General features: G+C 73.4%; 21 protein-coding genes and 3 tRNA genes. 17 read left to right on the forward strand and 7 right to left on the reverse strand.

Features of this window, described 5'->3' with window-relative positions; genetic code table 11:
• Nucleotides 1-67 precede the first annotated feature (67 nt).
• From IE316_RS03270 to IE316_RS03300, 7 genes are all read left to right on the forward strand, one after another.
• A complete protein-coding gene (locus IE316_RS03270) occupies nt 68-1,033 on the forward strand; it encodes a phosphatase PAP2 family protein (RefSeq protein ID WP_190202540.1) in 966 nt (321 codons plus the stop codon).
• Entirely contained in the window at nt 930-2,111 is a 1,182-nt protein-coding gene (locus IE316_RS03275) for a hypothetical protein (protein ID WP_373311047.1), read from the forward strand. Before IE316_RS03270 ends, IE316_RS03275 begins: the two co-directional genes overlap by 104 nt.
• 103 nt (nt 2,112-2,214) lie before the next feature.
• On the forward strand, nt 2,215-3,813 hold the full coding sequence (locus IE316_RS03280; protein WP_190202541.1) for an amino acid adenylation domain-containing protein: 1,599 nt from the start codon (nt 2,215-2,217) through the stop codon (nt 3,811-3,813).
• On the forward strand, nt 3,810-5,171 hold the full coding sequence (locus IE316_RS03285; RefSeq protein WP_190202542.1) for an AAA domain-containing protein: 1,362 nt from the start codon (nt 3,810-3,812) through the stop codon (nt 5,169-5,171). The genes IE316_RS03280 and IE316_RS03285 overlap by 4 nt, the downstream gene beginning before the upstream one ends.
• Nucleotides 5,172-5,452: 281 nt before the next feature.
• Entirely contained in the window at nt 5,453-5,821 is a 369-nt protein-coding gene (locus tag IE316_RS03290) for a DUF8844 domain-containing protein (protein WP_190202543.1), read from the forward strand.
• A 113-nt stretch (nt 5,822-5,934) separates the two neighbouring features.
• A complete protein-coding gene (locus IE316_RS03295; protein ID WP_190202544.1) occupies nt 5,935-6,501 on the forward strand; it encodes a bifunctional DNA primase/polymerase in 567 nt (188 codons plus the stop codon).
• Nucleotides 6,492-6,565, forward strand: a tRNA-Lys gene (locus tag IE316_RS03300). The genes IE316_RS03295 and IE316_RS03300 overlap by 10 nt, the downstream gene beginning before the upstream one ends.
• A 97-nt stretch (nt 6,566-6,662) precedes the next feature.
• On the opposite strand, the gene IE316_RS03305 is transcribed toward IE316_RS03300, so the two are convergent.
• The gene (locus IE316_RS03305; protein WP_229910166.1) at nt 6,663-7,994 is read right to left on the reverse strand and encodes a M6 family metalloprotease domain-containing protein; all 1,332 of its coding nucleotides are present in this window, start codon (nt 7,992-7,994) and stop codon (nt 6,663-6,665) included.
• Between the two features lie 312 nt (nt 7,995-8,306).
• On the opposite strand from IE316_RS03305, the gene IE316_RS03310 reads away from it, so the two are divergent.
• Entirely contained in the window at nt 8,307-10,154 is a 1,848-nt protein-coding gene (locus IE316_RS03310; RefSeq protein ID WP_190202545.1) for a putative bifunctional diguanylate cyclase/phosphodiesterase, read from the forward strand.
• Here the strand turns inward: IE316_RS03310 and IE316_RS03315 are convergent.
• The 3 genes from IE316_RS03315 to IE316_RS03325 all read right to left on the reverse strand — a co-directional run bounded on the left by IE316_RS03315 (nt 10,130) and on the right by IE316_RS03325 (nt 13,403).
• Nucleotides 10,130-11,230 carry an LLM class flavin-dependent oxidoreductase gene (locus IE316_RS03315; RefSeq protein ID WP_190202546.1) on the reverse strand — a complete coding sequence of 367 codons (1,101 nt, stop codon included), beginning with the start codon at nt 11,228-11,230 and terminating at the stop codon, nt 10,130-10,132. The genes IE316_RS03310 and IE316_RS03315 overlap by 25 nt on opposite strands.
• 309 nt (nt 11,231-11,539) lie before the next feature.
• Nucleotides 11,540-12,343 (reverse strand): hypothetical protein, encoded by an 804-nt coding sequence (locus tag IE316_RS03320; RefSeq protein WP_190202547.1) that lies wholly within the window; start codon nt 12,341-12,343, stop codon nt 11,540-11,542.
• Nucleotides 12,344-12,671: 328 nt separating this feature from the next.
• Nucleotides 12,672-13,403 (reverse strand): maleate cis-trans isomerase family protein, encoded by a 732-nt coding sequence (locus IE316_RS03325; protein WP_190202548.1) that lies wholly within the window; start codon nt 13,401-13,403, stop codon nt 12,672-12,674.
• A gap of 238 nt (nt 13,404-13,641) precedes the next feature.
• On the opposite strand from IE316_RS03325, the gene ehuB reads away from it, so the two are divergent.
• The 6 genes from ehuB to IE316_RS03355 all read left to right on the forward strand — a co-directional run bounded on the left by ehuB (nt 13,642) and on the right by IE316_RS03355 (nt 17,742).
• The gene (gene ehuB / locus IE316_RS03330; protein ID WP_190202549.1) at nt 13,642-14,562 is read left to right on the forward strand and encodes an ectoine/hydroxyectoine ABC transporter substrate-binding protein EhuB; all 921 of its coding nucleotides are present in this window, start codon (nt 13,642-13,644) and stop codon (nt 14,560-14,562) included.
• Nucleotides 14,559-15,263: an ectoine/hydroxyectoine ABC transporter permease subunit EhuC gene (gene ehuC, locus IE316_RS03335; RefSeq protein WP_190202550.1), complete on the forward strand. Its 705-nt coding sequence runs from the start codon at nt 14,559-14,561 to the stop codon at nt 15,261-15,263. Before ehuB ends, ehuC begins: the two co-directional genes overlap by 4 nt.
• On the forward strand, nt 15,260-15,910 hold the full coding sequence (gene ehuD / locus IE316_RS03340) for an ectoine/hydroxyectoine ABC transporter permease subunit EhuD (RefSeq protein WP_190202551.1): 651 nt from the start codon (nt 15,260-15,262) through the stop codon (nt 15,908-15,910). The genes ehuC and ehuD overlap by 4 nt, the downstream gene beginning before the upstream one ends.
• Entirely contained in the window at nt 15,900-16,685 is a 786-nt protein-coding gene (gene ehuA / locus IE316_RS03345; protein WP_190202552.1) for an ectoine/hydroxyectoine ABC transporter ATP-binding protein EhuA, read from the forward strand. Before ehuD ends, ehuA begins: the two co-directional genes overlap by 11 nt.
• A 141-nt stretch (nt 16,686-16,826) precedes the next feature.
• A complete protein-coding gene (locus IE316_RS03350) occupies nt 16,827-17,573 on the forward strand; it encodes an IclR family transcriptional regulator (RefSeq protein ID WP_190202553.1) in 747 nt (248 codons plus the stop codon).
• Nucleotides 17,574-17,668: 95 nt separating this feature from the next.
• Nucleotides 17,669-17,742, forward strand: a tRNA-Lys gene (locus IE316_RS03355).
• A 63-nt stretch (nt 17,743-17,805) separates the two neighbouring features.
• Here IE316_RS03355 and IE316_RS03360 read toward each other — a convergent pair.
• The 3 genes from IE316_RS03360 to IE316_RS03370 all read right to left on the reverse strand — a co-directional run bounded on the left by IE316_RS03360 (nt 17,806) and on the right by IE316_RS03370 (nt 21,053).
• A complete protein-coding gene (locus IE316_RS03360) occupies nt 17,806-18,414 on the reverse strand; it encodes a lytic polysaccharide monooxygenase auxiliary activity family 9 protein (protein WP_190202554.1) in 609 nt (202 codons plus the stop codon).
• Between the two features lie 167 nt (nt 18,415-18,581).
• Nucleotides 18,582-19,712, reverse strand: coding sequence for an SPFH domain-containing protein (locus IE316_RS03365; protein ID WP_190202555.1), 1,131 nt, complete (start codon nt 19,710-19,712; stop codon nt 18,582-18,584).
• Between the two features lie 45 nt (nt 19,713-19,757).
• Nucleotides 19,758-21,053: a peptidoglycan-binding protein gene (locus IE316_RS03370; protein WP_190202556.1), complete on the reverse strand. Its 1,296-nt coding sequence runs from the start codon at nt 21,051-21,053 to the stop codon at nt 19,758-19,760.
• Between the two features lie 188 nt (nt 21,054-21,241).
• Here IE316_RS03370 and IE316_RS03375 point away from each other — a divergent pair.
• The 3 genes from IE316_RS03375 to glxA all read left to right on the forward strand — a co-directional run bounded on the left by IE316_RS03375 (nt 21,242) and on the right by glxA (nt 25,408).
• Nucleotides 21,242-21,315, forward strand: a tRNA-Lys gene (locus tag IE316_RS03375).
• A 272-nt stretch (nt 21,316-21,587) separates the two neighbouring features.
• Nucleotides 21,588-23,474 carry a glycosyltransferase family 2 protein gene (locus tag IE316_RS03380; RefSeq protein ID WP_190202557.1) on the forward strand — a complete coding sequence of 629 codons (1,887 nt, stop codon included), beginning with the start codon at nt 21,588-21,590 and terminating at the stop codon, nt 23,472-23,474.
• Nucleotides 23,471-25,408: a radical copper oxidase GlxA gene (gene glxA / locus IE316_RS03385; RefSeq protein WP_190202558.1), complete on the forward strand. Its 1,938-nt coding sequence runs from the start codon at nt 23,471-23,473 to the stop codon at nt 25,406-25,408. Before IE316_RS03380 ends, glxA begins: the two co-directional genes overlap by 4 nt.
• Nucleotides 25,409-25,416: the final 8 nt, after the last annotated feature.

Raw genomic sequence — 25,416 nt, forward strand, 5'->3', positions numbered from 1 at the left:
GCACGACGTAGAGTGACTCGCCCGGCACCGGCGGGGTACGCGAGCGACGAAGGGGGAGGGCGATCGGATGCCGCACACCGAGACACCAGGCACCGGGGCGGCCCCGCGTACCCGGTTGCGCTGGTGGACGGAGCTGCCGCTGATCGTCCTGGTGTACGCCTGCTACTCCGTCGGCCGGCTGCTGGTGCGCGGCGACGTCACCGACGCCGTCGGCCACGGCCTGGCGATCCTGCGCGTCGAGAAGGCGCTGCACCTGAACGCCGAGCACCCGCTCAACCGCCTCTTCACCCGCGAGGCGTGGCTCGGCGTGCCCGCCGACTTCTGGTACGCCTCGCTGCACTACCTGGTCACCCCCCTGGTGCTGATCTGGATCTTCCGGTCCCGGGCGGTGCACTACCGGGCCGCCCGCACCTGGCTGATGACGTCCACGTTCATCGGCCTGATCGGCTTCACGCTGCTGCCGACCTGCCCGCCGCGCCTGCTCGACGCGGGCCACGGCTTCGTCGACACCATGGCGTACTACAGCGCGTACGGCTGGTGGGGCGGCGAGGCGAGCGCGCCGCGCGGCCTGGGCGGGATGACCAACCAGTACGCGGCGATGCCCAGCCTGCACGTGGGCTGGTCGCTGTGGTGCGGGGTGCTGCTCTGGCGCTACGGCCGCACGCGTACGGCGAAGGCGGCGGGCGTGCTCTACCCGCTGGTGACCACCATCGTGGTGATGGGCACCGCCAACCACTACTTCCTGGACGCGGTGGCGGGCGCGGCGGTGATGGGTACGGGGCTGCTGCTGACGCCGTACGTGCTGCGCGCCGCGGACCGGGGACGGACGGCCGTGGCGGCATGGTTCGCCACCCGGACCGCACCCGTCACGCGGGCCCCGGGCGGCGCGGGCGCCCCCGTTGTCAGTGGGGGATGCCAGACTTCCCCGGGTGAGCGATTTCCACGGCAGCGCGAAGAGCGGTCCCCCGCCCCGGCCGGACCGGACGCCTCCCCCGCGGACGCGGGCGACGGGGCTCCGGCACCGGCTCGCTGAGCTGCGCGGTCCCGAGGTACCGGCGAAGGCGCTGGACGCCCGCGCCCTGGCCGCGCTGGCCGCCAACCCGGGGTGCAGACGGCGCGCGATCCTGGACGGCGCCGGGGTGGACAAGACGGCGCTGGCCGGTGCGCTGGGCGCCCCGTCGGCCTTCGGGCAGTCCCAGTTCGCGTTCATGCGGGGCAACGCGTTCGAGGCCCGGGTGAAGGGCGACGGCGGCACCGAGCTGCTGCGCCTGGTGCACGACCGGCTCGACCCGGGCGCCGAGCCCCCGGCCGAGGCGCCCGTGCCCGACCTCGCGGCCATCGGCCCCGAGGGGCGGGCGGCCCGGACCGCGCTGGCGCTGCGCGAGGCGACCGGGGCCGCCGCCTGGACCCTGCTGGACCATCCGATGCTCGCCCTGGACGTGGCCGGCTCGCCCGCCTTCCTGGAGCCGGACGCGGTGGTGGTGCACCCGGACGGGAGCTGGACGGTCGTGGAGATCAAGTCCTTCCCGATGCTGGACGGCGCCGCGGACCCGGCGAAGGTCGGCGCCGCCGCCCGGCAGGCCGCGGTGTACGTGCTGGCGCTGGAGGAGGTCGCAGCCCGGCTGAGCCCCGCGCCCCGGGTGCGCGACCGGGTGCTGCTGGTCTGCCCCAGGGACTTCTCCAACCTGCCCACCGCGTCCGCCGTGGACGTGCGCAAGCAGCGCGCGGTCACCCGGCGCCAGCTCGACCGGCTCACCCGTATCGAGGAGATCGCCGACGCGCTGCCCGAGGGCACCTGCTTCGCCCCCGACCGGCCGGCCGAGGAGCTGGCGGCGGCCGTCGAGGCGGTCCCGGCGACCTACGCGCCGGAGTGCCTGTCCGCCTGCGAGCTGGCCTTCCACTGCCGCGCCCGGTCCCGCGCGGCCGGCGCGGTCACCACGCTCGGGCGCTCGGCCCGCGCCGAGCTGGGCGGGCTGGCCACGGTCGACCAGGTGCTGGCGGCGGCCCACGGCGAGGCCGGCGACCCGGCCGATCCGGCGGTCGCGGCGCTGCGCCGCGCGGCGGCCCTGCGCGCGGAGGCCCTGGACGCCCTGGAGACGCCATGCTCCTGACGCGCCCGCCGGCCCCCGGCGGCGGCCCCCGGCCGCGGCCGGGCGCCCTCGCCCCCGCCGGCGCCGGGTCGCCGGTCCCCGACCGCACGCGGACGGAGGCGGCATGTCCCTGATCGCCACGCTGGCCCAACTGGAGGCCGTGCGGGCCGGGCGCGCTCGGCCGGCCGCCACCGTACGGCACCGGCACCTGTCCGACCGGCCGCTGGTGTTCGTGCCGCTGACCACCGCCGGTGAGGCCGGCGCCCCGCTGGGCGCGCTGGTCGGCACCGACCGGGACGCGCCGCGCCTGCTGGTCGTCCCCCAGCCCCGCGACCGCGACCTGCGCTTCGCCTTCCTGGCCGAACTGGCGGACATCGTCCTGCCGTACGTCGAGTCGTACACCGAGGCCGTCGAGGCCGCCGAGCGCACCGAGACCGACCCGGAGACGGGCAAGCGGGTCAAGGTCGAGGTCGACCTGTGCGCGGACGCCGCCCAGGTGATCGTGCCCAGCCGCGCGGGCGTCGACTTCGTCCGGCTGCTGGGCCGGTCGATGCGGTTCCGGCGGACCGCGGAGCAGGACCCGGAGACCCCCCATCCCGCGCCCCCGCGCGTGCCGCTGCTCGGCCGCTGGCTCACCCACTACGGGGAGCGGGCCCGGGTGCCCGGCTCCTCGCTGCTGCTCGCCATGACCGACCTGCTGGGCCGGCACTGGGCGACCGGCCAGTCCACGCTGGAGGACCAGCACCTGGGGGCGCTGCTGGCCTGGATCGACCCGCCCGAGGACGCGCCGAGCGGGGCCGAGGCGGCGCTGCGCGCGGAGCTGGCCCGGGACGCGGACGGCCAGTTGCTGTGCCCGCCGGCCGGCCCGGCGACCGACCCGGCGTTCGACAACAGGCTGCTCGCCCCGGCCATCGAGCGCTACGACCGGGCCCGTACCGCGCTGGCCGCCGCCGAGGACGGCCCGGCGGCGGACCAGCGGCTCGGCGCGCTGACCGCCGCCGAGCGGGAGATCCGCGCCCTGGTCGCGAGCCGCACCCGGCCCACCTGGGACGCGGTCTGGCGGGGCCTGGACCTGCTGCGGGAGCTGCCCGCCGGGGCGCACGTCGAGGAGCGGTGGACGCGCGACCGCTGGTCGTTCACCGGGCACCGGGACCGCATCCTGGCCGGCGAGCCCCCGCAGCCCCGCCGCGACGACGCGGTGACCGCGGCGAACAAGCTGGCGACGCGGGAGCGCGAGCAGGCCCGGCTGGACGCGCAGGAAGCCCTGGACGACCCGCTGGTGATGGCGGGGCGGCGGCTGGCCGGGGAGGCGTTCGCCGGGGAGGTCATGGACGTGGTCATGACGTACAGCGAGGGCAAGCGGCCCGCTCCCCGCCCGCTGGTCACGGTCCGCACGGAGGACCGGCCGCGCCTGGGCGAGCGGGTGAAGGTGTACCGGTCGCTGGGCGGCAGGCCGCAGAGCGCCGAGTTCGTCGAGCAGGCGGCCGAGGACCTGGTGGTGCTGCGGATCGTCGACAAGATGGGCCGCGGCAAGGAGCCGGAGGCCGGGTCGGTGCCGGAGAAGGGCGACCGGGTCTGCTTCACGCTGTTCGAGCACGAGCAGCGGGGCGGGGCGAAGCTGCCCGACCCGGAGCGCACGCCCTGGACCCACGGCGGGCCGCCCGGCGAGCGGGCCGCCGTACCGGAGGCACCCGATCCGCTGACCGAGGAGGACGTCCTGTGACCACCGAGGCGGTACCGCGTACGGACGCCGGCGCGGCCTTCGATCCCGGCGCCGAGGCGGCGCGGGCCACCGCCGCGATCCTCCACGACACGCTGCACGGCACCGAGCGCGGGGTGGTGGTCGACTCCCCGCCGGGCGCCGGGAAGTCCACGCTCGTGGTCCGCGCGGCGCTGGAGCTGGCCGCGGCCGGGCGCCCGCTGATGGTGGTCGCGCAGACCAACGCCCAGGTCGACGACCTGGTGCTGCGCCTCGCCGAGCAGAGCCCGGAGCTGCCGGTGGGCCGGTTGCACAGCAGCGACGCCGACCCGTACGACAAGGCGCTGGACGCGCTGGACAACGTACGCAAGTCGGCGAAGGCGGCCGACCTCGCGGGGCTGCCGGTGGTGCTGTCGACGGCCGCGAAGTGGGCGCACGTGACGGTGGACGAGCCGTGGCGGCACGCGATCGTCGACGAGGCGTACCAGATGCGGTCGGACGCGCTGCTGGCCGTGGCGGGGCTGTTCGAGCGGGCGCTGTTCGTGGGCGACCCGGGGCAGCTCGACCCGTTCGCGATCGTGGGCAGCGAGCAGTGGGCGGGCCTGTCGTACGACCCCTCGGCCTCGGCCGTCACGACGCTGCTGGCGCACAACCCCGGCCTGCCGCAGCACCGGCTGCCGGTGTCCTGGCGGCTGCCGGCGTCGGCGGCGCCCCTGGTGTCGGACGCGTTCTACCCGTTCACGCCGTTCCGCAGCGGCACCGGGCCCGGCGACCGGGCGCTCTCCTTCGCCGTGCCGTCGGACGGCTCCGGTCCCGACCGGGTGATCGACGAGGCCGCCGCGTCGGGCTGGGGCCTGCTGGAGCTGCCCGCCGGGCACACCCCGCGCACCGACCCGGAGGCGGTCGGCGCCGTCGCGGCGGTCGTCCGCCGGCTCCTGGACCGGGACGGCACGGCGGTCTCCGAGCGCTCGGGCCCCGCGCCGCTGACGCCGGCCCGCATCGCGGTCGGCACGGCCCACCGCGACCAGGCGGCGGCGGTCCGCGCGGCGCTGGCCGGCCTCGGCGTCACCGGCGTGACCGTCGACACGGCCAACCGGCTCCAGGGCCGCGAGTACGACGTGACGGTCGTCCTGCATCCCCTCTCCGGCCGCCCCGACGCCACGGCGTTCCACCTGGAGACCGGCCGCCTCTGCGTCCTGGCCTCCCGTCACCGGCACGCCTGCGTCGTCGTCTGCCGCGCGGGAGTCGACGCCCTCCTGGACGACTATCCGTCCACGGAACCGGTCCAACTGGGCACGACGGTGAAGTTCCCGGACGGCTGGGAAGCGAACCACGCGGTCCTGGCCCACCTCGCCCGGCACCGCGTCACCTGGCGGCCATGACCGACGCGCCCCGGCCCCGCACGGCCCCACCCGCCGGACGGAGTCCGGCACGCCGCCGGAGGCGGCCGAAGAGCACAGCCCCGACGGCTGGGAGGCCAACCACGCGGTCCTGGCCCATCTCGCCCGGCACCGCGTCGCCTGGCCGTGAGGCAGACGGCCGGGTGGCAGGCGGCCGGGTGGCAGGCCGGAGGCCCCCTTGCGGGGGCGCGGGACAATGGACGGTGGCCCCGGGCACCGAGGTGTGCCGACGGGTCTTCGACGACGTACGAGGAGGAGAAGACATGGCGGAGCCCACGCCGCGTCACCACGAACCGCGGCTACGCCCCGCGCCCCTGCTCTTCGAGCCGGCGGCGGCCGCCGCCGATCCGGAGCACTTCTTCGACCTGGAGTCGATCGACGACCCCCGGGCCCTGCTGGACCGGGCGACCGAGCTGACGCAGGCGTTCCGCGCGGCGGCGGACCGGGCGGTGGAGTTCCAGGCGATGGCCGCGGCGCAGTTGGCCGACCCGCGCCGGTTCGACCGGCTGACCACCGCGGACATCGCGGACCGCGCCGAGTGGACCGAGGACTACGCGAAGAAGATGGTGGAGTTCGGCCGGGACCTGCTGCGCGGCGGCGAGGACGGCCGGGGGCACGCCGACCCCGTCTGAAGCGCCCGGCATATGCCAGATGCGCGGGCAGGTTACCCGGTCCCGCCCGTCCGTGTCCCGGATTCCGGCAACTGTGTGGAACGGACCGTTCACAGCGGGTAGACCTGTCGCTCATGAGCAGGACACCGAACGTCTCGCACGTCACCTCGGACGGCGCCGCCTGGCTGGCCTCGGCGGGCACGTATCCGCGCAGCACGCTCGCCCTGTGGGAGGAGCGGCCCGACGCCCCGCTGGTACTGCCCTGCGGTTCGGCGTTCGACGTGGTCAGCGCCTCGGCGATGTTCGGGCGCCGGATGCTGGACAAGCTGTGGGCCGAGGGCCCGGGGTCGGGCCCGGTGGCGGAGTTCCGGGGCCGCATCCTGCTGTTCGCCGCCCCCGGCACGGCCCAGCGGCTGCCCTCGCTGCTGGAGTGGGAGGAGTGGAACGGCCGCACCGGCACCGTCCCGGCGCTGCTGTGCCACGGCACCGGTGACGCGGTGACCGTACCGGCCCTGGCGGGTGCGTCCGGGCGGTCCGGGTCCCGCTGGCTGGTCGCCCCGGACACCCGGCGGCCCTGGCTGCCCGGCCCCGAGATCCTGCTGTGGGCGGCGGTGCGGGCGGCCCGCGCGGCCGTGCGGATATCGATTTTTCCTCCTCCCGACCAGGGTGCTAAGGTCTACGACGTCAGCAGGCGCCGCTAGCTCAGTTGGTTAGAGCAGCTGACTCTTAATCAGCGGGTCCGGGGTTCGAGTCCCTGGCGGCGCACCGACAGACGAAGGCCCCTCGTGAGAGCGAGGGGCCTTCGCCGTGTCCGTCCTCAAGCGGCTCAAGCGGCTGAAGCGGCTCGTCCGGCTCGTCCGGCTCATCCGGTGCTGATCTCCACCGTCCAGGCCCCGGACGCCGTCCGCCCCTCCACCTCCACCCGTACGTCCTCCCCCGGCACCGTGAAGCTCTCGCCGAGCGCGACGGGCGCGTCGGCGAGCGGCGGGTAGACCGACTCCTCCCAGCACGCCTCGGTCTCCGGGTGGGCGTCGATCACCCGGATCGGCCCGCGCCCGGACTCGGCCCCGCTGCGCACCCGGTACACCAGCACCCCCGCCCGGCAGGCCGCGCCGTCGTTGCCGACCCGGCCGCGCGCCTCGAAGGCGAGCGCGTCGCCCGCCCCGGTGCGCACCACCGCCAGCTTGGTGCCCCGGCCCAGCCCGAAGGCGGGCGCCCCCGCCGCCCCGGTCACCGGCGCCTGTGGTCCCGCGCCCAGCGGCTCCAGGGTCAGCCGGACCGGCCCGCTGCCCCGCACGCACGCCACCTGGCGGGGCCGCAGCCAGCCCAGCTTCCACTTGTGCCAGCCGAACAGGTCCGGCGCCAGCCCGAACTGGCTGCCCATCAGGTCCCAGTCGCCGACGTGGGTGTCCCAGTCGCCCTTGCCGTCGGCCGGCCGGTGGTACAGGTCGGGCAGGTCGAAGACGTGCCCGGTCTCATGGGCGAGGACCAGCCGGTCCGGCGGATGGTTCTCGAACACCGTGACGACCCGCCGGATGTCGGTGCCGTCCGCCCGCAGCGGGGTGTCCAGGTTGACGACCTTGGTGGCGTCCGAGTCCACGCCGGGCGCGTCCGGGTCGGCGACGAAGTACACGACGTCGTACCGGGAGAAGTCCACGGCCCCGTCGGCCGCGGCGAGCGCGTCGCGCAGATAGGCGGCCCGGTGCCGGGCGCTCCAGTCGCGCTGTATGGCGTACGCGGTGGACGGGCGCGGCATGGCGACCCAGTGCCGCAGCGGGTGCGGGCGGAGCGTGAAGGTGCCGTAGGAGGCGCGCCGGAAGAAGCGGCTGGTGGCCGGGAAGTGGTCGGCGGCCAGCTCGCGCGGTGCGGTCAGCGGCCGGGAGTCCGGGAAGGACAGGAAGACCATCACCGCGTCCACCGTCCGCGCGGGGCGCGGATAGGCGGCGTTCCAGGTGTCCAGCCCCTCGGAGTGGTGGGCGTCGGTGCGTTCCAGGGCGCAGGGCGCGGGCGAGAACGGCTCGGCCGCCGAGGGGGCGGTGACCAGGGAGGTCGCGGCCAGCGCGGACATGGTCGTGCACACCGCCGCCGCGCCGCGCAGCTTGGGGCGCAGACCGGCCGGGCCGCTCCGAGGGGTCGCGTCGAGTTCCTCGAGGGCCTCGCGGGGAAGCCTCCTCAGGGGGAGCTGGCGCGGCACGGGAGACCTCCGGATGCGGTTGCGGAACACCGCACCCAGCTTGTGATGATTTGTCGTACTGCGCCCTGTTCGCCTGCGTCGGACGGGTGAGTCGTACGGAGAATCCGCCGAAGGTGGCACCCGGAGCATTAACGGAACGTCACAACTGGTCGGAGGCGTTTAGGACCAGGGCCGGTACGAGCAGAAACGATCTGTCAGGAGGGTGCGCCGGTCCCGTGGGCCGTCTTGCGGGCTGGAAGGGCCGGGGGCCACCCTCTATGATCGGCACACTTTCCTGCACGGACAGAGATCGAGGCACTGCGGGAGCGAGCGGTGAGCGGAACGTCCGAAGGGCCGGCGCCCGCGGCAGACCTCGACGGGTCAGCCGTGACAGAGAGTGATGTCCAGGTGGCTCCTCGTGGCTCCGAAGTCCCCGGGGCGGGACCGCCGCCCTACCACTCGGCCTTCACCACGGCCCCGCTCGCCATGGCGGTCGTCGATCCCGAGGGCCTGGTGGTCAGCGCCAACGACACCTTCGGCACCCTGCTCGGCACCGACCCGGCGGCGCTCGCCGGATGCGCGGCGGCCGATCTGGTGGACCTCGCCTCCGACGCCCGTACCTGGCAGGCGTACCGCGAGGTGCTGAGCGGCGCCCAGTCCCGGCTGCGCTGCACCCGGCGGCTCAAGCGCCCCGACGGGCAGTCGCTGTGGGCCCAGGTCACGGTGGCGCCGCTGGCCGGGGACGCGCCCGGCCTGCTGCTGTCGGTCGCGGACATCAGCGCCCGGCGGGAACTCCAGGCGAAGCTGCGGCACCTGCAGATGCACGACCCGGTGACCCGGCTGCCCAACCGGGCGCTGTTCTTCGAGCGCCTCAGCGCCGCCCTGGAGCCCGAGTCGTACGAGGGCGGCACCGGGCGGATCGGGCTGTGCCACCTGGACCTGGACGGCTTCAAGGCGGTCAACGACACCCTCGGCCACCGGGTCGGCGACCGGCTGCTGGCGGGCGTCGCCGAGCGTCTCACGCGCTGCGCGGAGCAGGCCGCCCGGACCCGGACCGGCACGCCCCTGGTGGCCCGGCTCGGCGGGGACGAGTTCGCGCTGCTGGTGGAGGACTCCACCGGCACCGATCAGCTCGCGGAGCTGGCCGAGGCGGTGCGCGGCGCGCTGCGCGAGCCGTTCGACCTGGCCGGGCGGCGGGTCTCGGTCACCGCGTCGATCGGGGTGGTCGAGCGGCACGCCGCCGGGACCACGCCGACCGGGCTGGTGCAGGCCGCGGACACCACGCTGTACTGGGCGAAGGCCGACGGCAGGGACCGCTGGACGCTGTTCGACCCGGAGCGCAACGCGCACCGCATGACCCGCCAGGCCCTCGCCTCCACCCTGCGCGCGGCCATCGACCGCGGGGAGTTCGCCCTGGAGTACCAGCCGCTGGTGGGCATGGAGGACGGCAGGCTGCGCGGCGTCGAGGCGCTCATCCGCTGGAATCATCCTCAGTTCGGCCTACTGGCGCCGAATCGGTTCATCACATTGGCGGAGGAGGACGGCTCGATCGTCCCGCTCGGCCGCTGGGTGCTGCGCACCGCCTGTGCGCAGGCCCGGCGCTGGCAGCTCGACCACCCCGGGGAGCCGCCGATCTTCGTCAGCGTGAACGTGGCGGTCCGCCAGGTCTGGGACTCCGACCTGGTCGCCGACGTGGCCCGGACCCTGACCGAGACCGGCCTGGCGCCGGAGCTGCTGCAACTGGAGCTGACCGAGTCGGCGGTGATGGGTTCCGCCGGGCGCCCGCTGCAGACCCTGAAGGCGCTCAGCGACATGGGCGTCCACATCGCCATCGACGACTTCGGCACCGGCTACTCCAACCTCGCCTACCTCAGCCGGCTGCCGGTGTCGGTGCTGAAACTGGACGGCTCCTTCGTCCGGGGCTTCCAGTACGACGCGCGCGGCGCCGAGCGGGACGCGGACCGGACCAGTCCGGCCGACGAGGTCATCGTCGAGGCGATGGTGCAGCTCGCCCACAAGCTGGGGCTGACGGTCACCGCGGAGTGCGTGGAGACCTCCGACCAGGCCACCCGGCTGCGCCGGATCGGCTGCGACACGGGACAGGGCTGGCTCTACTCCCGCCCCGTCCCGCCGGACCGCATCTCCGAGCTGCTGGTTCAGCCGGCCGCGGGCAGGCCGTAGGCGTCGGCGATCAGCTCGTAGGAGCGCAGCCGGACATCGCCGCCGTGGGCGTTGGCGGTGATCATCAGCTCGTCGGCGCCGGTGCGCTTCTGCAGGTCGTCCAGGCCGGCCCGGACCGCGTCCGGGGTGCCGTGGATGACGTTGGCGTTCCAGGACTCCACGAAGTCCCGCTCCATCGGGCTGAAGTCGTACGCCTCGGCCTCCTCCGGCGTGGGCACCAGGCCCGGCCGGCCGGTGCGCAGCCGGACCATGTTCAGCGCGGCGGCGAGCACCTGGCGCCGGGCCTCCTTCTCGTCCTCGGTGGCGAGCGCGGAGACGCCGATCAGGGCGTAGGGCTCGGCCAGCACCTCGCTCGGGCGGAAGGTCTGGCGGTACAGCTCCAGCGCGGGAATGGTGTTCTGCGCGGAGAAGTGGTGGGCGAAGGCGAACGGCAGCCCCAGGGTGGCGGCCAGCCGGGCGCTGAACCCGGAGGAGCCCAGCAGCCAGATCGGCGGCCGGTGCGGCGACTGCACCCCGCCGGGCGAGGTGGCCTGCACCGGGCCGGGCACGGCGTGGATGCGGCGGTAGGGGTGCCCGTCGGGGAAGTCGTCGTCCAGGAAGCGGGTCAGCTCGACGAGCTGCTGGGGGAAGTCGTCGGCGCCCTCGTTGAGCCGGTCGGTGCGGCGCAGGGCGGCGGCGGTGGCACCGTCGGTGCCGGGGGCCCTCCCGAGGCCGAGGTCGACCCGGCCGGGGGCCATCGCCTCCAGGGTGCCGAACTGCTCGGCGATGACCAGCGGGGCGTGGTTGGGCAGCATCACCCCGCCCGAGCCCAGCCGGATGCGCTCGGTGTGCGCGGCGAGGTGGGCGAGGATCACGGCGGGCGAGGAGGAGGCGACGCCGGGCATCGAGTGGTGCTCGGCCACCCAGTACCGGTGGTAGCCCCGGGCCTCCGCGAGCCGCGCGATCTCCACGCTGGTGCGCAGCGCGTCGGAGGCGGTCCGCCCGGCCCCGACGGTGACCAGGTCCAGGACGGAGAGGGGGACGGGAGCGGTGCCCCGCGTAGTGCCCCGGATCTCCCCTGCGACGTCATCGGACATGGTGCGCTGCCTCCTGGCTTAGGTGTCGTATCGCCCCGGGGTCAACAGGAGGGGTGGGGGGCTTATTCCTGGTGGGGCGGGGTGGGGTCCGTCACGGGCGGGGCGGGCCCGGCCCTCCGGGATGCGGTACGATGATCACGCGCCGGTCGGGGAGAGCAACCCGCCGTGACCGGCACTGCGTTGGTGGTCCAAAGCAAGACGCCCCGCTTCCTGCGGGGAAATGCAGGTGCGAGACCTGCCCAGCGCTCCAGGAAGAAGAGAACCCCCGGTACCGCGCAGACGGTACCGGGGGTTTTCTCGTCGCCCGGGTCAGCCGAGCTTCGCCTCCTGCGCCTCGATCAGGGCCGTGGGGGCCGCGAAGGTCTCGCCCCGGGCGACCGAGGCGATGTTGAAGGACGAGAAGCCCGCGAGGGTGGCGCCCTTGCGGAAGACCACGACCTTCGTCTCGACCGGGCCGTCCGCGCCCTGCGAGGCCACCGTCCAGGCGAGGGACTCCTCGCCCGCCCCGGCCTTGTCCTCGGCGACCTCGGTGACCCGCTGCTTGTCACCGTCGATGGTCACCGGGAAGCCGCCCGCGCACTTCCGGCCGGCCTCCCGCAGCGCCGCGAGGGCCTGCTGGGCGCCGTCGCCGTCGTAGGACCACAGCGAGGTCATCGTCTTGGTCAGGTCCAGGGAGTCGAGCATCGCCTGCTCGGCCTCCTCCTCGGTCATCTGGGCGAGGTCCTCCACGGACGGGCCGCTCGCCGCCGGGGAGTGCTGCTCGGTGACCACGCGCTGGACGCTCGCCGCGGGCTCGTCGGCCGGCAGCGCCGACATCACCAGGGCGACCGGCTCGCACTCGGGCTTGCCGGTCTTGATCGCGCCGGGCGCGAAGACGTCGTCCTTGCCGGGCTTCTTCACCTCGTGACCCTTGACGTCGGCCGTGGTGACCACGGCCTTCTCCAGTTCGGCGGCGGTCAGCGCCTTCGCCGCCGGCTTCGCGGCCGCGGTGTCCGCGCCGGCCTTCGCCTTCGAGTCGCCGTCCCCGTCGCCGCCACCGCAGGCGGTGACCATGAGCGTGAGGGTGACCGCGGAGGCGGTCAGGGCGGTACGGCGGACGGCGGTGGCTCGCATGGGGCATCTCCCTGATCAACGCCCTGTGCACAGGTGCGGCACAGGGTTCACGCGAGCAAGACCGGCATGACCCCGACAAGGTTGTACTGACCTGCGGGAACGGCCGGCAGTGATCTCGATGTGCGCGGGACGACCATCTGATGTACGGTTTTCTCACACCGGTCGCCGGGGCAACTCCCGGAGAGCGGCAGTGCGTTGGTGGTCCAAAGCAAGACGCCCCGCTTCCTGCGGGGAAATGCAGGTGCGAGACCTGCCCAGCGCTCCAGGAAGAAGAGGACCCCGGCATCGCGGAAGCGGTGCCGGGGTTCTCGCGTTCCGCGGTGCCCTCTCACACCTGGACCAGGGGCTCCCGGGTGAACAGCGCGCCCAGCGCGGGCGCGTTCACCCGGCGGTCGGCCAGCCGCAGCGCCTCCCAGACGGTGACCTGGTTGGCGGTGAGGACCGGCTTGCCCAGCTCCTTCTCCAGGACCGGCAGGTGCGCCACCGTGCGCAGGGCCGTCCCCGGCAGCAGCAGCGCCTCGGCCGCCGGGGAGTCGGCCGCCCGGGCCAGCGCCAGCAGCTCCGCCTCGCCCCACGCGCCGGCCTCCGCCGCCGTGCCGATCCCGGCGCTGTGCGCCCCGGTCACCTCCAGGCCGGCCGCGGCCAGGAAGTCCGTGAAGAGCCGCGTCGCCTCCCCGGGGTACGTCGCGCCGACCGCGACCCGGCGCACCCCCAGCTCACGGGCCGCGTGGGCGAAGCCGAAGGAGGTGGAGGAGGCCGGCATCCCGGCCGTCGCCGCCAGGGACCGGACCTGTTCCTGGGCCCCGTCCCAGCCGTGCGCGAAGCTGCCGCTGGTGGTCGCCCAGACGACCGCCTCGGCACCGGCGTGCCGCAGTTCCTGCACGCCCGCCGCCAGCTTCGCATGGGAGCCCGGCTCGCGCAGCGCGTCCGCCCGGTGCGGGTCCGCGCCGATCTCGGTGTGCACCAGGTCCACCCGGATGTCGCTGCCCAGGAGCTGCTCGATACGCGGATAGTCGTCCTCGCCGGAGTGGCCCGGGTACAGGAATCCCAGTGCTGTCATGTCCACCCTTCCGCTGCGTGCTCTTCGTCCGGACCGCTGCGGGCGTCCCCGACGGCCCGGCGTACGGCCCGTGCCGCGCCGCCGGACCGTCCGGCGCCCGGCACGGTTCCAGGGCACGGGTACCCCGTCGGGGCGGCGCCGCCCACATCGTCACCGGGTTGGCCGAGATCACCGGCGGCCCGGCGCCCGGCCGAAAACGACCGGCATAACTCTCCCGGCGTTGGGCAGGCGCGCGCCCATGGCTCCACCACACAGAACCCCGCCACGGGGACAACTCGACCGCATACCCGGGCCCACCCGCCGGTCGCTGCTCGCGGGGGTCGCGGCGCTCGGCGCGCTGGGGGCCGCCGGCTGCTCGCGGGTGGCCACCGCCTCCGGCACCGACGGTGGTGAGCTGCTCGACCGGCTCCGCGCCCAGGGCGTGGTCCGCCTCGGCATCGCCGGGGAGATCCCCTTCGGGTACATCGACAAGAACGGCGAACTGACCGGCGAGGCGCCGGAGGTGGCCAGGGTCGTCTTCAAGCGGCTCGGGGTGGACCGGGTGCAGCCGGTGCCGACGGAGTTCGGCTCGCTCATCCCGGGCCTGAACTCCCAGCAGTTCGATGTCGTGGCCGCCGGCATGTACATCAACCCCGAGCGCTGCGCGCAGGTGATCTTCTCCGACCCCGACTACCAGATGCTCGACTCCTTCGTCGTGCGCAAGGGCAACCCGCTGGGCCTGCGCGACTACCGGGACGTGGTGAGGAAGAAGGCGAGGTTCGCCACCGGCACCGGCTACGCGGAGATCGCCTACGCGGTGGAGGCCGGTTACAAGGAGAGCGACATCCTCATCGTGCCCGACCAGGTGGCCGGGCTGAACGCGGTGGAGGCGGGCCGCGTCGACGTGTTCGCGGGCACCGCGGTGACCACCCGCGAAGTGGTGAGGAAGTCCACCAAGGCGGAGGTGACCGAGGCGTTCAAGCCGGTCGTCGACGGCCGGCCGCACGTGGACGGCGGCGGCTTCGCCTTCCGCCGCACCGAGACCCAACTGCGCGACGCCTTCAACACCGAGCTGCACAAGCTGAAGAAGAGCGGCGAACTGCTGCGCATCCTCCGGCCCTTCGGGTTCACCGAGGACGAGATGACCGAGCTGACCGCGAAGGAGCTGTGCGGCGGATGACCTCGGGACTGTGGGAACTGGTACTCAAGGGCGCCTGGGTCACCGTCCAGTTGCTCGTGCTCAGCGCACTGCTGGCGACGGCGGCCGCCTTCGTGGCCGGGGTCGCCCGCACCCACAAGCTGTGGATCGTCCGCTTCCTCGCGGGCCTCTACACCGAGGTGTTCCGCGGCACCTCCGCGCTCGTGATGATCTTCTGGGTGTTCTTCGTGCTGCCCCCGGCCTTCGGCTGGCAGCTCGTCCCGCTGTGGGCGGGCACCCTCGCGCTCGGCCTGACCTACGGGGCGTACGGCGCGGAGATCGTGCGCGGCGCGCTGGTCGCGGTGGACCCGGCGCAGCAGGAGGGCGGGATCGCGCTCAGCTTCACGCCCTGGCAGCGGATGCGGCTGATCCTGCTGCCGCAGGCGGTGCCGGAGATGATCCCGCCCTTCTCCAACCTGCTGGTGGAGCTGCTCAAGGGCACCGCCCTGGTGTCCATCATGGGCATGGGCGACCTGGCGTTCAGCGGCAACCTGGTGCGGCTCGCGCTCCAGGAGAGCGCGGAGATCTACACGTACATCCTGCTGATCTACTTCGTCATCGCGTTCCTGCTGACCCGGGCGATGCGCGGGCTGGAGAAGAAGCTGAAGGCGCAGGTGGGCAAGGCGCCGCGGAAGCGCGAGAGCGCGCTGCCGGAGCCGGCCGGGATCGGGGGCGTGCGATGAACTGGGACTGGAGCGCCGTCTCCGACTTCATGCCGCACTTCTGGGACGGACTGCTGGTCACCCTGCGGATCCTGGTCCTCGGCTCGGCGATCTCCTTCGTGCTCGGCCTGGTGTGGGCGCTGCTGATGCGGGTGCCCTCGCGCTGGGTGACCTGGCCGGTGGGGATCGTCACCGAGTTCGTGCGCAACACCCCGCTGCTGGTGCAGTTGTTCTTCCTGTTCTACGTGCTGCCGGAGTGGGGCGTGACCGCCTCCGCGCTGACCACCGGTGTGATCGGCATCGGTCTGCACTACTCGACGTACACGATGCAGGTCTACCGGGCCGGCATCGAGGCGGTGCCGGCCGGCCAGTGGGAGGCGGCGACGGCGCTGAACCTGCCGCTGCGCCGGACCTGGACCGCGGTGATCCTGCCGCAGGCGGTGCGCCGCGTGGTGCCCGCCCTCGGCAACTACGTGATCTCCATGCTGAAGGACACGCCGATGCTGATGGCGATCACCGTGCTGGAGATGCTCGGGGAGGCCCGCCTGTTCTCCCAGGAGACCTTCCGCTTCACCGAGCCCCTGACGGTGATCGGCGTGGCCTTCATCGTCCTGTCCTACCTGGCCTCCCTTGCCCTGCGAGCCCTGGAGCGACGCCTTGCCCACTGACACCCTTCCCACCCCGGAGCAGAGCCCCTCGGCGCCGTCCGGCGAGCTGATCCGCCTGGAGCAGGTGACCAAGCGGTTCGGCGACCACACCGTCCTGGACCGGCTCGACTTCTCCGTCGACGCCGGCCGGCATGTCACGCTGATCGGTCCGTCCGGGTCGGGCAAGACCACGATCCTGCGGCTGCTGATGACCCTGACCAAGCCCGACGAGGGCACCATCACCGTGGCCGGCCGGCGGCTGTTCCCGGCGCCCGAGAAGCAGGTCCGCGAGGTCCGCAAGCAGATCGGGATGGTCTTCCAGCAGTTCAACCTGTTCCCGAACATGAGCGTGCTGCGCAACATCACCGAGGCCCCGGTCACCGTGCTCGGCATGGCCAAGGACGAGGCCGAGGAGCGGGCCCGGGACCTGCTGGAGCTGGTGGGGCTGGCCGACAAGCGGGACGCCCGGCCCACCCAGTTGTCCGGCGGCCAGCAGCAGCGGGTCGCGATCGCCCGCGCGCTGGCGATGCGGCCGAAGGTGCTGCTGCTGGACGAGGTGACCTCCGCGCTCGACCCGGAGCTGGTCGCGGGCGTGCTGGACGTGCTGCGGGACATCGCGCGCTCCACCGACATCACGATGCTCTGCGTCACCCACGAGATGAACTTCGCCCGGGACATCTCCGACCAGGTGCTGATGTTCGACTCGGGCCGGGTGATCGAGTCGGGACCGCCCGAGCAGATCTTCGGCGAACCGGAGAACGACCGGACCCGGGAGTTCCTCAGCGCGGTCCTGTGACCACGGCCGGCCGGCCCCCGGGAGTTCCGGGGGCCGCCGGTCCCGTCGGCGGCCGTCCCCCGCGCACCGCCGGCCGCTATCGTGAGAAGGAGCCGCCGCCCGGACCACGGCCCACTCAAGCGAGCGCAGGGGGAGACCACCGTGGCGCTGAAGCCCGAGCCGAGCGCGCCGCAGCACTGGGCCCAGGACGCCCTGCGCGTCCTGGAGACGGTGGCGCGGCGCACCTCCGCCATCACCGTCACCGACCTCGCCCGCCGCACCGGCCTGCGCCCCGGACGCCTCACCCCCCTGCTGCGCACACTGCGCCGCGAGGGGTACGTCGAGCAGATCACCGACGGGGCGTACGTGCCCGGCGCGGCCCTCGCCCGGCTGGGCTCCGCGCCCGACCGCGAGGAGACCCTCCAGCGCACCCTGGAGGGGCTGCGCGACACCGTCGGCGCGGCGGTCTACTTCAGCCGGTACGTGGACGGCGAGGTCAGCGTCACCCGGTACGCCGACGGGCCGGACACCCCGAAGGTCAACGAGTGGGTGGACTTCCGCTGCTCGGCGCACGCGACGGCGATCGGCAAGAGCCTGCTGACCCAGTTGGACCACGCCGGGCGGCGCGATCACCTGGCCCGGCACCGGATGGCCCGGCTGACCTCGCACACGATCACCAGCGACCGGGTGCTGCTGTCGGAGCTGGCGGCGCAGCCGCCCGCCGCGCCGGTGCTCGATCTGCAGGAGTACGCGGTGGGGACGGTGTGCGCGGCGGTGCCGGTCACCGCGGGGGCGGGGGTGGGGTGCCTGGCGCTGTCGCTGCCGGTGGCGCAGCGGTACCGGCTGCGGCGGGCCGCGGAGGGGCTGAACCGGGGGGCGGCGTCGCTGCTGCTCTCCCTCGGCGTCTAGCGCGTGCGCGGGTGCCGTGGCTGGTCGGGAGCACCCCCGCGGACCAGGTAGTATTTTCTTCGTCGCCGGCCGCGGAAGCGGGTGGCGGGAGTCATGCGCCGCTAGCTCAGTTGGTTAGAGCAGCTGACTCTTAATCAGCGGGTCCGGGGTTCGAGTCCCTGGCGGCGCACATGACGGAAGGGCCCCTCGCCGCGCGGGGGGCCCTTTCGCTGAGCCTCAGAAGGTGACGTCCCTAGAAGGTGACGTCAGAGCACGCGTAGAACGCGTTGGCCGTGTCCGCGACCGTCCATACCGCGACGATCACGTGGTGTCCGCTCAGCCCGCTCGGCAGCACACCGCTGTGGGAGAGCGTGGACGGCGGCCGCTGGCCGTTGTACGGCACCGTCAGGAACGGTGTCAGGTTGAGGTCGGAGCGGGCCAGGTTGTGGTTCTGGTTCCAGCCCGGCTTGGTGATGTAGTACTTGAAGTCGGACGTGGCGTGCATGGCGGTGAACTGCCAGCGGAACGTGTAGTTCTGCCCGCCGGTGACCTTGGTGGTCGGCCAGGCGGTGCCCGAGGGCGTCTTCGGGGCGTCGAGCTGGGCGAACCCCGTGTTGTTCGCGGAACAGATCCGCCCGTCGGCCGGACCGGAGGCGGGGAAGCCCTTGGGCCCCTCGACGCTCTGCGGCTCCCACTGGATCGCACCGCAGTTGCTGACGGAACCGTTCTGGCAGAGCTTCTGCCGGCTGATCGGCAGGTCGGTGTAGCCGTGGCCGCTGGCCGAGCCACCGGTGGTGAGCACGAGGGCTCCGGTGGTCGCCAGGCCCACCGCCGAGGCGTAGAGCTTGGTCTTCATGCGCATACTTCCGCTCCTGGGGAACGTGGGGAGTTTCAGTGAGGCGTGCAGGTCTAGACCAAGGCTCAGATTATTGCCGCTAGTTGAACATGTCCATACCAATCGCGGAACGGGCTTGCGAACGGCCCCGGGAACGGGCCCCGGAACCGGCCGCCCCACCGGCTCCGGGCGGGTCAGGACCCCGTCTCGCCCCGCCCGGCGCAGAACGCCACCGTCAGGTCCTTCACCAGCGCCTTGCGCTCGTAGTCGTCCAACTCGACCAGGCCGCGCACGGTCAGCCGGGTCACCGTGTCCTCCACCGAGTCCACCACCGAGCCGAGCACGCTCGCCCGGTGCCGGGCGTCCAGCGCGGCGATCCGGCGGCGGTGCATCGCGGCGGCCACCTCGGGGGCGTACTCCACCCGGACCGGCCGGACCGAGAACACCTCCAGGCCGACCGCCCCCGCGTCCGCCGCGACCAGCCGGGTCAGCGCCTCGGCCACCGCCTCCGCCGCGCCCCGCGCCGCCCCCGGCGGCTCCACCGGCACCCGGGCCAGGGCCGCCTCCACGCACTCGCGCAAGTACGCCTCGTGGTCCTCGACGCCGAGGACGGCCCGCGCGGTGTCCCGCACCCGCCACACCACCAGCGTCACCACCCGCAGCGCCACCCCGTCGCCGTCCGCCGCGGGCATCGGCCCGCCCCGCCAGTGCCGCAGCCGCACGTCCACCCGGCGGCGCAGCAGCAGCGGGTTGACCCACATCAGGCCGGTGCGCCGCACGGTCCCCCGGTACCGCCCGAACAGGCCGAGCACCCAGGCCCGCCCGGTCCGCCCCCGGGCCAGCCCGCCGAACCCGAACAGCCCCAGCGCCCCGGCCCCCGCGTACGCCGCCCACGGCCCGGGACCCAGCCCCGCCCCCGGGCAGGCGGGCAGCCCCAGCGCCTGGAGGGCCGGCGACGGCAGCACCCCCGCCCACCAGGACGTGACCGCGCAGCCGAGCGCCCCGCAGGCCCCGGCCAGGACGCCCACCGCGCCGGGCAGCACCCCGGCCGGGCGTTCCCTCAGCTCGGGGTCGACCTCGGGCGCGGGGCGCGCTTCGACCGCCGGGCGCCGCGGCCGGGGCTGCTCGCCGGTGCCCTGGCGGCGGGCGACCACGGCGGGGCGCAGCGGCACCGGCGCCGGGTCGGGGTCGTCGCGGAACAGCAGGTGGACGGGGATCTCGGTGGTGGACTCGTTCTGGATGAGCCGGGCCGGCCGGGCCGCCTCCTCCGCGGAACGGCCGGGCTCGGGGGTGGGGGACGTGGTCGTCGACGAGGTCGTACTCATGCGTGCTCCAGCCTCCGCGCCAGATGCGTCATGAACAGGGGGGTGTCACAGGAAGAGGCGGCGCCAGGTCTCCGGGCCCGGGTAGCCGTCCGCCGCGCCGCCGCGCCAGCCCTGCGCGCGCTGGAACGCCTCGACGGCCCGCCGGTCCGCCTCGCCCCAGCGCGGCCCCGGCCCGGACGTGTAGTACCTGCCGTACCCCTTCGCCACCAGCTTCCGGCCGAGCCGGGTGACGTGCTCGTTGACCACACCCGGCCGGAACAGCGCGCGGCCCGGGTAGCCGGGCACCCCGTGCGAGGCGGGCGGCACCGGCTCCCGGGCGGGCGCGATGTCCCGGCCCGCGCCGCCGGCCAGCAGCGCCCAGGTGTGCGGGCCGGGCAGCCCGTCGGCCTCCGCGCCCCGCCAGCCCTGCGCCTCCTGGAACGCCCGGGTGGCCCTGCGGTCGGCGTCCGTCCAGCGCGGGCCGGGACCCCGGCGGTAGAAGCGGGCGCCGCCGCGCTCGGCCAGCATCCGGCCGAGCCGGGTGACGTGCCGGTTGTCCGCGCCCGGCCCGAAGGCCGCCGCCCCCGGGAAGGCGCCCGCCCCCGGCCGGGCGGCGATCTGCTCCGCCCCGGCGGTACCGGCACTCACGCCTTTGTAGCGGTAGGGCAGATACTTGTCGGAATTGCTCCAGTAGGCGTACGGCGTGGCCTGCCGGCGGGTGTGCGGCGGGGTCTGCTCATAGGCGGTGTACTCGGTGCGGGTGCCGTCCGTCCAGCCGCCGAAAATCGTCACGTGCGAGCCTTTCTCCGGGTCGGACGGATTGTGGAACAGCAGAATGTCGCCGGGCTGGAGTTCCTCCTTCGTGATGCGGTCCGCGTACGAGGGCAGGCTGCCCGTCCATTCGTTGCCGGGCAGTTTCCAGGCCATCGAGACATAACCCGAGCAGTCCTGCCGGTAACCGTCGGACCAGTACTCCGTCAGGCTGTACGGGACCTTCGCGTCGACCCAGGTCTGGGCGCGCTCCATGATCTCCGCGCGGGTGATGCCGGGCAGCGGGTCGGGGTCCGAGACGGGCGCCGGACGGCCGCCGGGGCCGTGCAGCGGGGCCCGCCGGCCCTGCGGGGTGTCGGGCTCCTCACCTGCACTGACGCCCGGCCGGTCGGGCGCGTGGGCGGCGGCCGGCAGGGCCCCGGCGGCGCCCGCGCCGAACGCGGCGGCGGTCGCGGTGGTCACCGCGAGGGCGCGGTGGGCGGGCGCGGAGCGCCCGGACGGCGGGTACGGCAGGGCGCGGCGGCGGCACCGGCAGTTGGGGCAGTCGCAGTCGTCCGCCGGGTCGGTCTCCTCGAATACCGGCGTCTCCATGAGATTCCCCTCACACTCCAGGTGGAAAAGTCCGCGGCGGTACACATCGGTCAGTTTCTCAACCGTCTTGTCCGCGCGCATGTTGACGGTCCGAATGATGTACGGCACCCCCGGGGCCGCCCGCCGGGGCCCGCGGCGGGTGGTCCGGAGCACCCTCCGGGGTCGGGTAGAGTTGTCGACGTCAGCAGGCGCCGCTAGCTCAGTTGGTTAGAGCAGCTGACTCTTAATCAGCGGGTCCGGGGTTCGAGTCCCTGGCGGCGCACCGGCAACCGAAGGCCCCTCGCTCAAGCGGGGGGCCTTCGGTGTTTCCGGGATCGTGTTGCGATCATGCCGAACGCCGTAGAACCCTGGCCGAGTTGCGGGGGCGGGCCGGGCGGCCGCAACCGGAGGCGAGCCTTCCATGTCTATAGGGTGTGGACGACGTGGTGCCGACCGACCATCCACCACCGACACCTCCCGTACGCCGGTCGGGAGCCGGGGAGCGGGCGAAGCAAGCGACGAAACACGCGACCGCCGCGTGTGGGGGGAAGACTCATGACGTCGACGCCTGACGACGCCGGACCGGACCTCGATCCGTCCTGGACCACCCGGCTCCGGGTGGTCACCCACCGGATGAGCACCACCGGCACGTTCCGCCGGATCAGGAGCACCCTGCCGCGGTACGACTACGAGCACCACAGCCGGCTCGCGGGCCCCCTGACCCAGCCCGACCCCGACCGTCCGTACCGGGTGCGGTACCGCTCGCTGATCTCGCAGGAGCCGCACCGCTTCCGGGTCGCCCTGATGCTGGCCGCGGCCCCGCTGCTCTCCCTGGTGCTGCTGGTCTGGCTGCTCCAGCCGGACCACTGGACCGAGCGCGACTACCCGGCCTTCGACTGGTTGCCCGCGCTGGACGTCGTGATGCTGGTGTCGATCGGCCTGATCGAGCTGTTCCGCTGTCTGAACGTGCTGTCCAACGCGCACGCCACCCTCGTCGCCCGCGACCCGGTCCCGGTGGTCCCCGAGACCGGCACCCGGGTGGCCTTCCTGACCTCCTTCGTGCCCGGCAAGGAACCCCTCGCCATGGTGACGAAGACCCTGGAGGCGGCCGTCCGGATCCGCCACCGGGGCGTGCTGCACGTCTGGCTGCTCGACGAGGGCGACGACCCCGAGGTCAAGGCGGTCTGCGCGCGGCTCGGCGTGCACCACTTCTCCCGCAAGGGCGTCGCCCGGTGGAACCGCCCCGAGGGGCCGCACCGGGCCCGGACCAAGCACGGCAACTACAACGCCTGGCTGGAGGCGCACGGCGACGACTACGACTTCTTCGCCTCCGTCGACACCGACCACGTACCGCTGCCCAACTACCTGGAGCGGATGCTGGGCTTCTTCCGCGACCCCGACGTGGCCTTCGTCATCGGCCCCCAGGTCTACGGCAACTACGACAACCCCGTCACCAAGGCCGCCGAGTCCCAGCAGTTCCTCTTCCACGCCCTGATCCAGCGGGCCGGCAACCGCTACGGCGCCCCCATGTTCGTCGGCACCTCCAACGCGGTGCGGATCACGGCGCTGAAGCAGATCGGCGGGCTGTACGACTCGATCACCGAGGACATGGCGACCGGGTTCGAGATCCACCGGCACCAGAACCCCGCGACGGGACGCAGGTGGCGCTCGGTCTACACCCCCGACGTGCTCGCGGTCGGCGAGGGCCCCAACGCCTGGACGGACTTCTTCACCCAGCAGATGCGCTGGTCGCGCGGGACCTACGAGACGATCCTCAAGCAGTACTGGAGGGGGTTCTTCTCGTTGCCGCCGAGCAGGCTCTTCAACTACACGATGATGATCATCTTCTATCCGATGTCGGCCCTGAACTGGATGCTCGCGGCCCTGAGCTGCGCGCTCTTCCTGGGCCTCGGCGCCTCCGGCGTCGACATCGACCCGGCGGTCTGGCTGATGCTCTACGGCAACGCCTCCGCGCTCCAGATCGGCCTCTACCTCTGGAACCGCCGGCACAACATCTCCCCGCACGAGCCCGAGGGCTCCGGCGGACTGGCCGGCATGGTCATGTCCGCGCTGTCGGCGCCGCTGTACGCCAAGGCCCTGATCGACGCCGTGCTGCGCCGCAGAAGCCGGTTCGTGGTGACGCCCAAGGGCGACTCGGCCAGCCCGGACACACTGTTCGGCACCTTCCGCTACCACTGGTACTTCATCCTGGTCTTCGGCGCGTCGATCACCGCCGGTTTCGTCTTCGGCCACGCGCACCCCGCGATGATCGCCTGGGCGGCGTTCGCGCTGCTGGTCACGGCCTCGCCGATGGTGGCCTGGCGGCACGAGCTGCGGAAGGCGAAGAAGCGGCCCGGGACACCGGCCGGACCGGCCGCGCCGCAGTCGCCGGAGCCGGCCCTGCAGATCGCCCTTGGTGGACTCGGGGGACGTAAGGAATGAAGCACCAGGCCGGCCGCCGCCGGGCCCGTCGTCTCGCGATAGGCACGGTGGTGGTCCTCGCGCTGGCCGGAACGAACGGGCCCTGGCTGTACCGCTTCGGCACCGGGAAGTACCACCAGTACCTGCTCGACCAGCCGGAGTACAAGGCCGAGAACGGCCGCTGGGAGATCGTCGACTTCCCGGACGAGTACCGACAGAACACCATCCACGCGGCGCTGCTGCGCACCGGCAAGGTGCTGCTGGTCGCCGGGTCGGGCAACAACCAGGACAACTTCGACGCGAAGAAGTTCGACACCCGGATCTGGGACCCCGTCAACGGCACGGTCAAGAAGGTGCCGACCCCCACCGACCTGTTCTGCTCGGGCCACACCCAGCTCGCCGACGGCAGGCTGCTGATCGCGGGCGGCACCAAGCGGTACGAGAAGCTCAAGGGCGACGTCACCAAGGCCGGCGGCCTGATGGTGGTGCACAACGAGAACCCGGACGCGCCGATCACCCTGCCCGCGGGCACCGAGTTCACCGGCAAGGAGAACGGCAGGACGTTCGTCTCCAAGGACCCGGTCCTGGTCCCCCGCGCCAAGAAGGTCTTCGACCCGGCGACCGGCGCGTTCCTGCGCAACGACCCCGGCATCGGCCGGATCTACGTCGAGGCGCAGCGCAGCGGCGCCGAGTACGAGACGGGCACCCAGGACAACTACCGGGTGCGGGGCCTGACGGGCGCTCAGGCGGAGAACACGTACGGCATCGCGGAGAAACTCGCCCTGGACAAGAAGGACTTCCAGGGCATCCGGGACAGCTATGAGTTCGACCCGGTCGCCGAGAAGTACATCAAGGTCGACCCGATGCACGAGGCCCGCTGGTACCCGACGCTCACCACGCTGAGCGACGGCCGGGTCCTCAGCGTCTCCGGGCTCGACGACATCGGCCAGTTGGTGCCGGGCAAGAACGAGGTGTACGACCCGGAGACCAAGAAGTGGTCCTCTCTGGACACGGTCCGTCAGTTCCCCACGTATCCCGCGCTGTTCCTGATGCAGAACGGCAAGGTGTTCTACTCGGGGTCGAACGCCGGGTACGGGCCCCATGACGTCGGGCGGGACCCGGGGGTGTGGGACGTGGCGACCAACGAGTTCACCAAGGTCTCCGGGCTGAGCGACCCGCACCTGATGGAGACCTCCGGCACGGTGCTGCTGCCCCCGGCCCAGGACGAGAAGTACCTGGTGATCGGCGGCGGCGGGGTCGGCGAGTCCACGCTGTCCAGCAAGCGGACGCGGCTCGTCGACCTCAAGGCCGGCGAGCCGAGGTTCACGGCCGGGCCGTCGCTGGAGAAGGGCACCCGGTACCCGCAGGCGTCGGTGCTGCCGGACGACACCGTGCTGGTCTCCGGGGGGTCCGAGGACTACCGGGGGCGCGGTGACTCGAACATCCGCCAGGCGCGGCTGTACGACCCCGCGACGAACGGGTTCAGGCGGGTCGCCGACCCGCTGGTGGGCCGCAACTACCACTCCGGGTCGATCCTGCTGCCCGACGGACGGGTGATGTTCTTCGGGTCGGACTCCCTGTTCGCGGACAAGGCGAACACCGAGCCGGGCAAGTTCGAGCAGCGCATCGAGATCTACACGCCGCCCTATCTGTACGGCGGGGAGCGGCCGGACCTGTCCGGCGGGCCGCGGACGATCCCCCGGGGCAGGTCGGGGACGTTCACCTCGAAGGCGGCGGCCTCGATCGAGAAGGTGCGGCTGATCCGGCCGAGCGCGTCCACGCACGTCACCGACGTGGACCAGCGGTCCGTCGCGCTGGACTTCGAGGTCTTGGGCGACCAGGTGTCGGTGACCGTGCCCGGCAACCGGAACCTGGTGCAGCCCGGCTGGTACATGATGTTCGTGACGGACAAGGCCGGGGTGCCCAGCAAAGCCCGGTGGGTCCGGGTGCCGTAGGACCCGCC

Origin of the sequence: Streptomyces fumanus (assembly GCF_014655295.1) — a bacterium.
GTDB classification, from domain to species: domain Bacteria; phylum Actinomycetota; class Actinomycetes; order Streptomycetales; family Streptomycetaceae; genus Streptomyces; species Streptomyces fumanus.

Bases quoted from the DNA above. Each gene is read 5' to 3' on its own strand.
- IE316_RS03270 (WP_190202540.1), top strand. From the start codon at position 68: ATGCCGCACACCGAGACACCAGGCACCGGGGCGGCCCCGCGTACCCGG.
- IE316_RS03280 (WP_190202541.1), top strand. From the start codon at position 2,215: ATGTCCCTGATCGCCACGCTGGCCCAACTGGAGGCCGTGCGGGCCGGG.
- IE316_RS03290 (WP_190202543.1), top strand. From the start codon at position 5,453: ATGGCGGAGCCCACGCCGCGTCACCACGAACCGCGGCTACGCCCCGCG.
- IE316_RS03295 (WP_190202544.1), top strand. From the start codon at position 5,935: ATGAGCAGGACACCGAACGTCTCGCACGTCACCTCGGACGGCGCCGCC.
- IE316_RS03315 (WP_190202546.1), bottom strand. From the start codon at position 11,230: ATGTCCGATGACGTCGCAGGGGAGATCCGGGGCACTACGCGGGGCACC.
- IE316_RS03320 (WP_190202547.1), bottom strand. From the start codon at position 12,343: ATGCGAGCCACCGCCGTCCGCCGTACCGCCCTGACCGCCTCCGCGGTC.
- IE316_RS03325 (WP_190202548.1), bottom strand. From the start codon at position 13,403: ATGACAGCACTGGGATTCCTGTACCCGGGCCACTCCGGCGAGGACGAC.
- ehuB (WP_190202549.1), top strand. From the start codon at position 13,642: ATGGCTCCACCACACAGAACCCCGCCACGGGGACAACTCGACCGCATA.
- ehuC (WP_190202550.1), top strand. From the start codon at position 14,559: ATGACCTCGGGACTGTGGGAACTGGTACTCAAGGGCGCCTGGGTCACC.
- ehuD (WP_190202551.1), top strand. From the start codon at position 15,260: ATGAACTGGGACTGGAGCGCCGTCTCCGACTTCATGCCGCACTTCTGG.
- IE316_RS03360 (WP_190202554.1), bottom strand. From the start codon at position 18,414: ATGCGCATGAAGACCAAGCTCTACGCCTCGGCGGTGGGCCTGGCGACC.
- IE316_RS03365 (WP_190202555.1), bottom strand. From the start codon at position 19,712: ATGAGTACGACCTCGTCGACGACCACGTCCCCCACCCCCGAGCCCGGC.
- IE316_RS03370 (WP_190202556.1), bottom strand. From the start codon at position 21,053: ATGGAGACGCCGGTATTCGAGGAGACCGACCCGGCGGACGACTGCGAC.
- IE316_RS03380 (WP_190202557.1), top strand. From the start codon at position 21,588: ATGACGTCGACGCCTGACGACGCCGGACCGGACCTCGATCCGTCCTGG.
- glxA (WP_190202558.1), top strand. From the start codon at position 23,471: ATGAAGCACCAGGCCGGCCGCCGCCGGGCCCGTCGTCTCGCGATAGGC.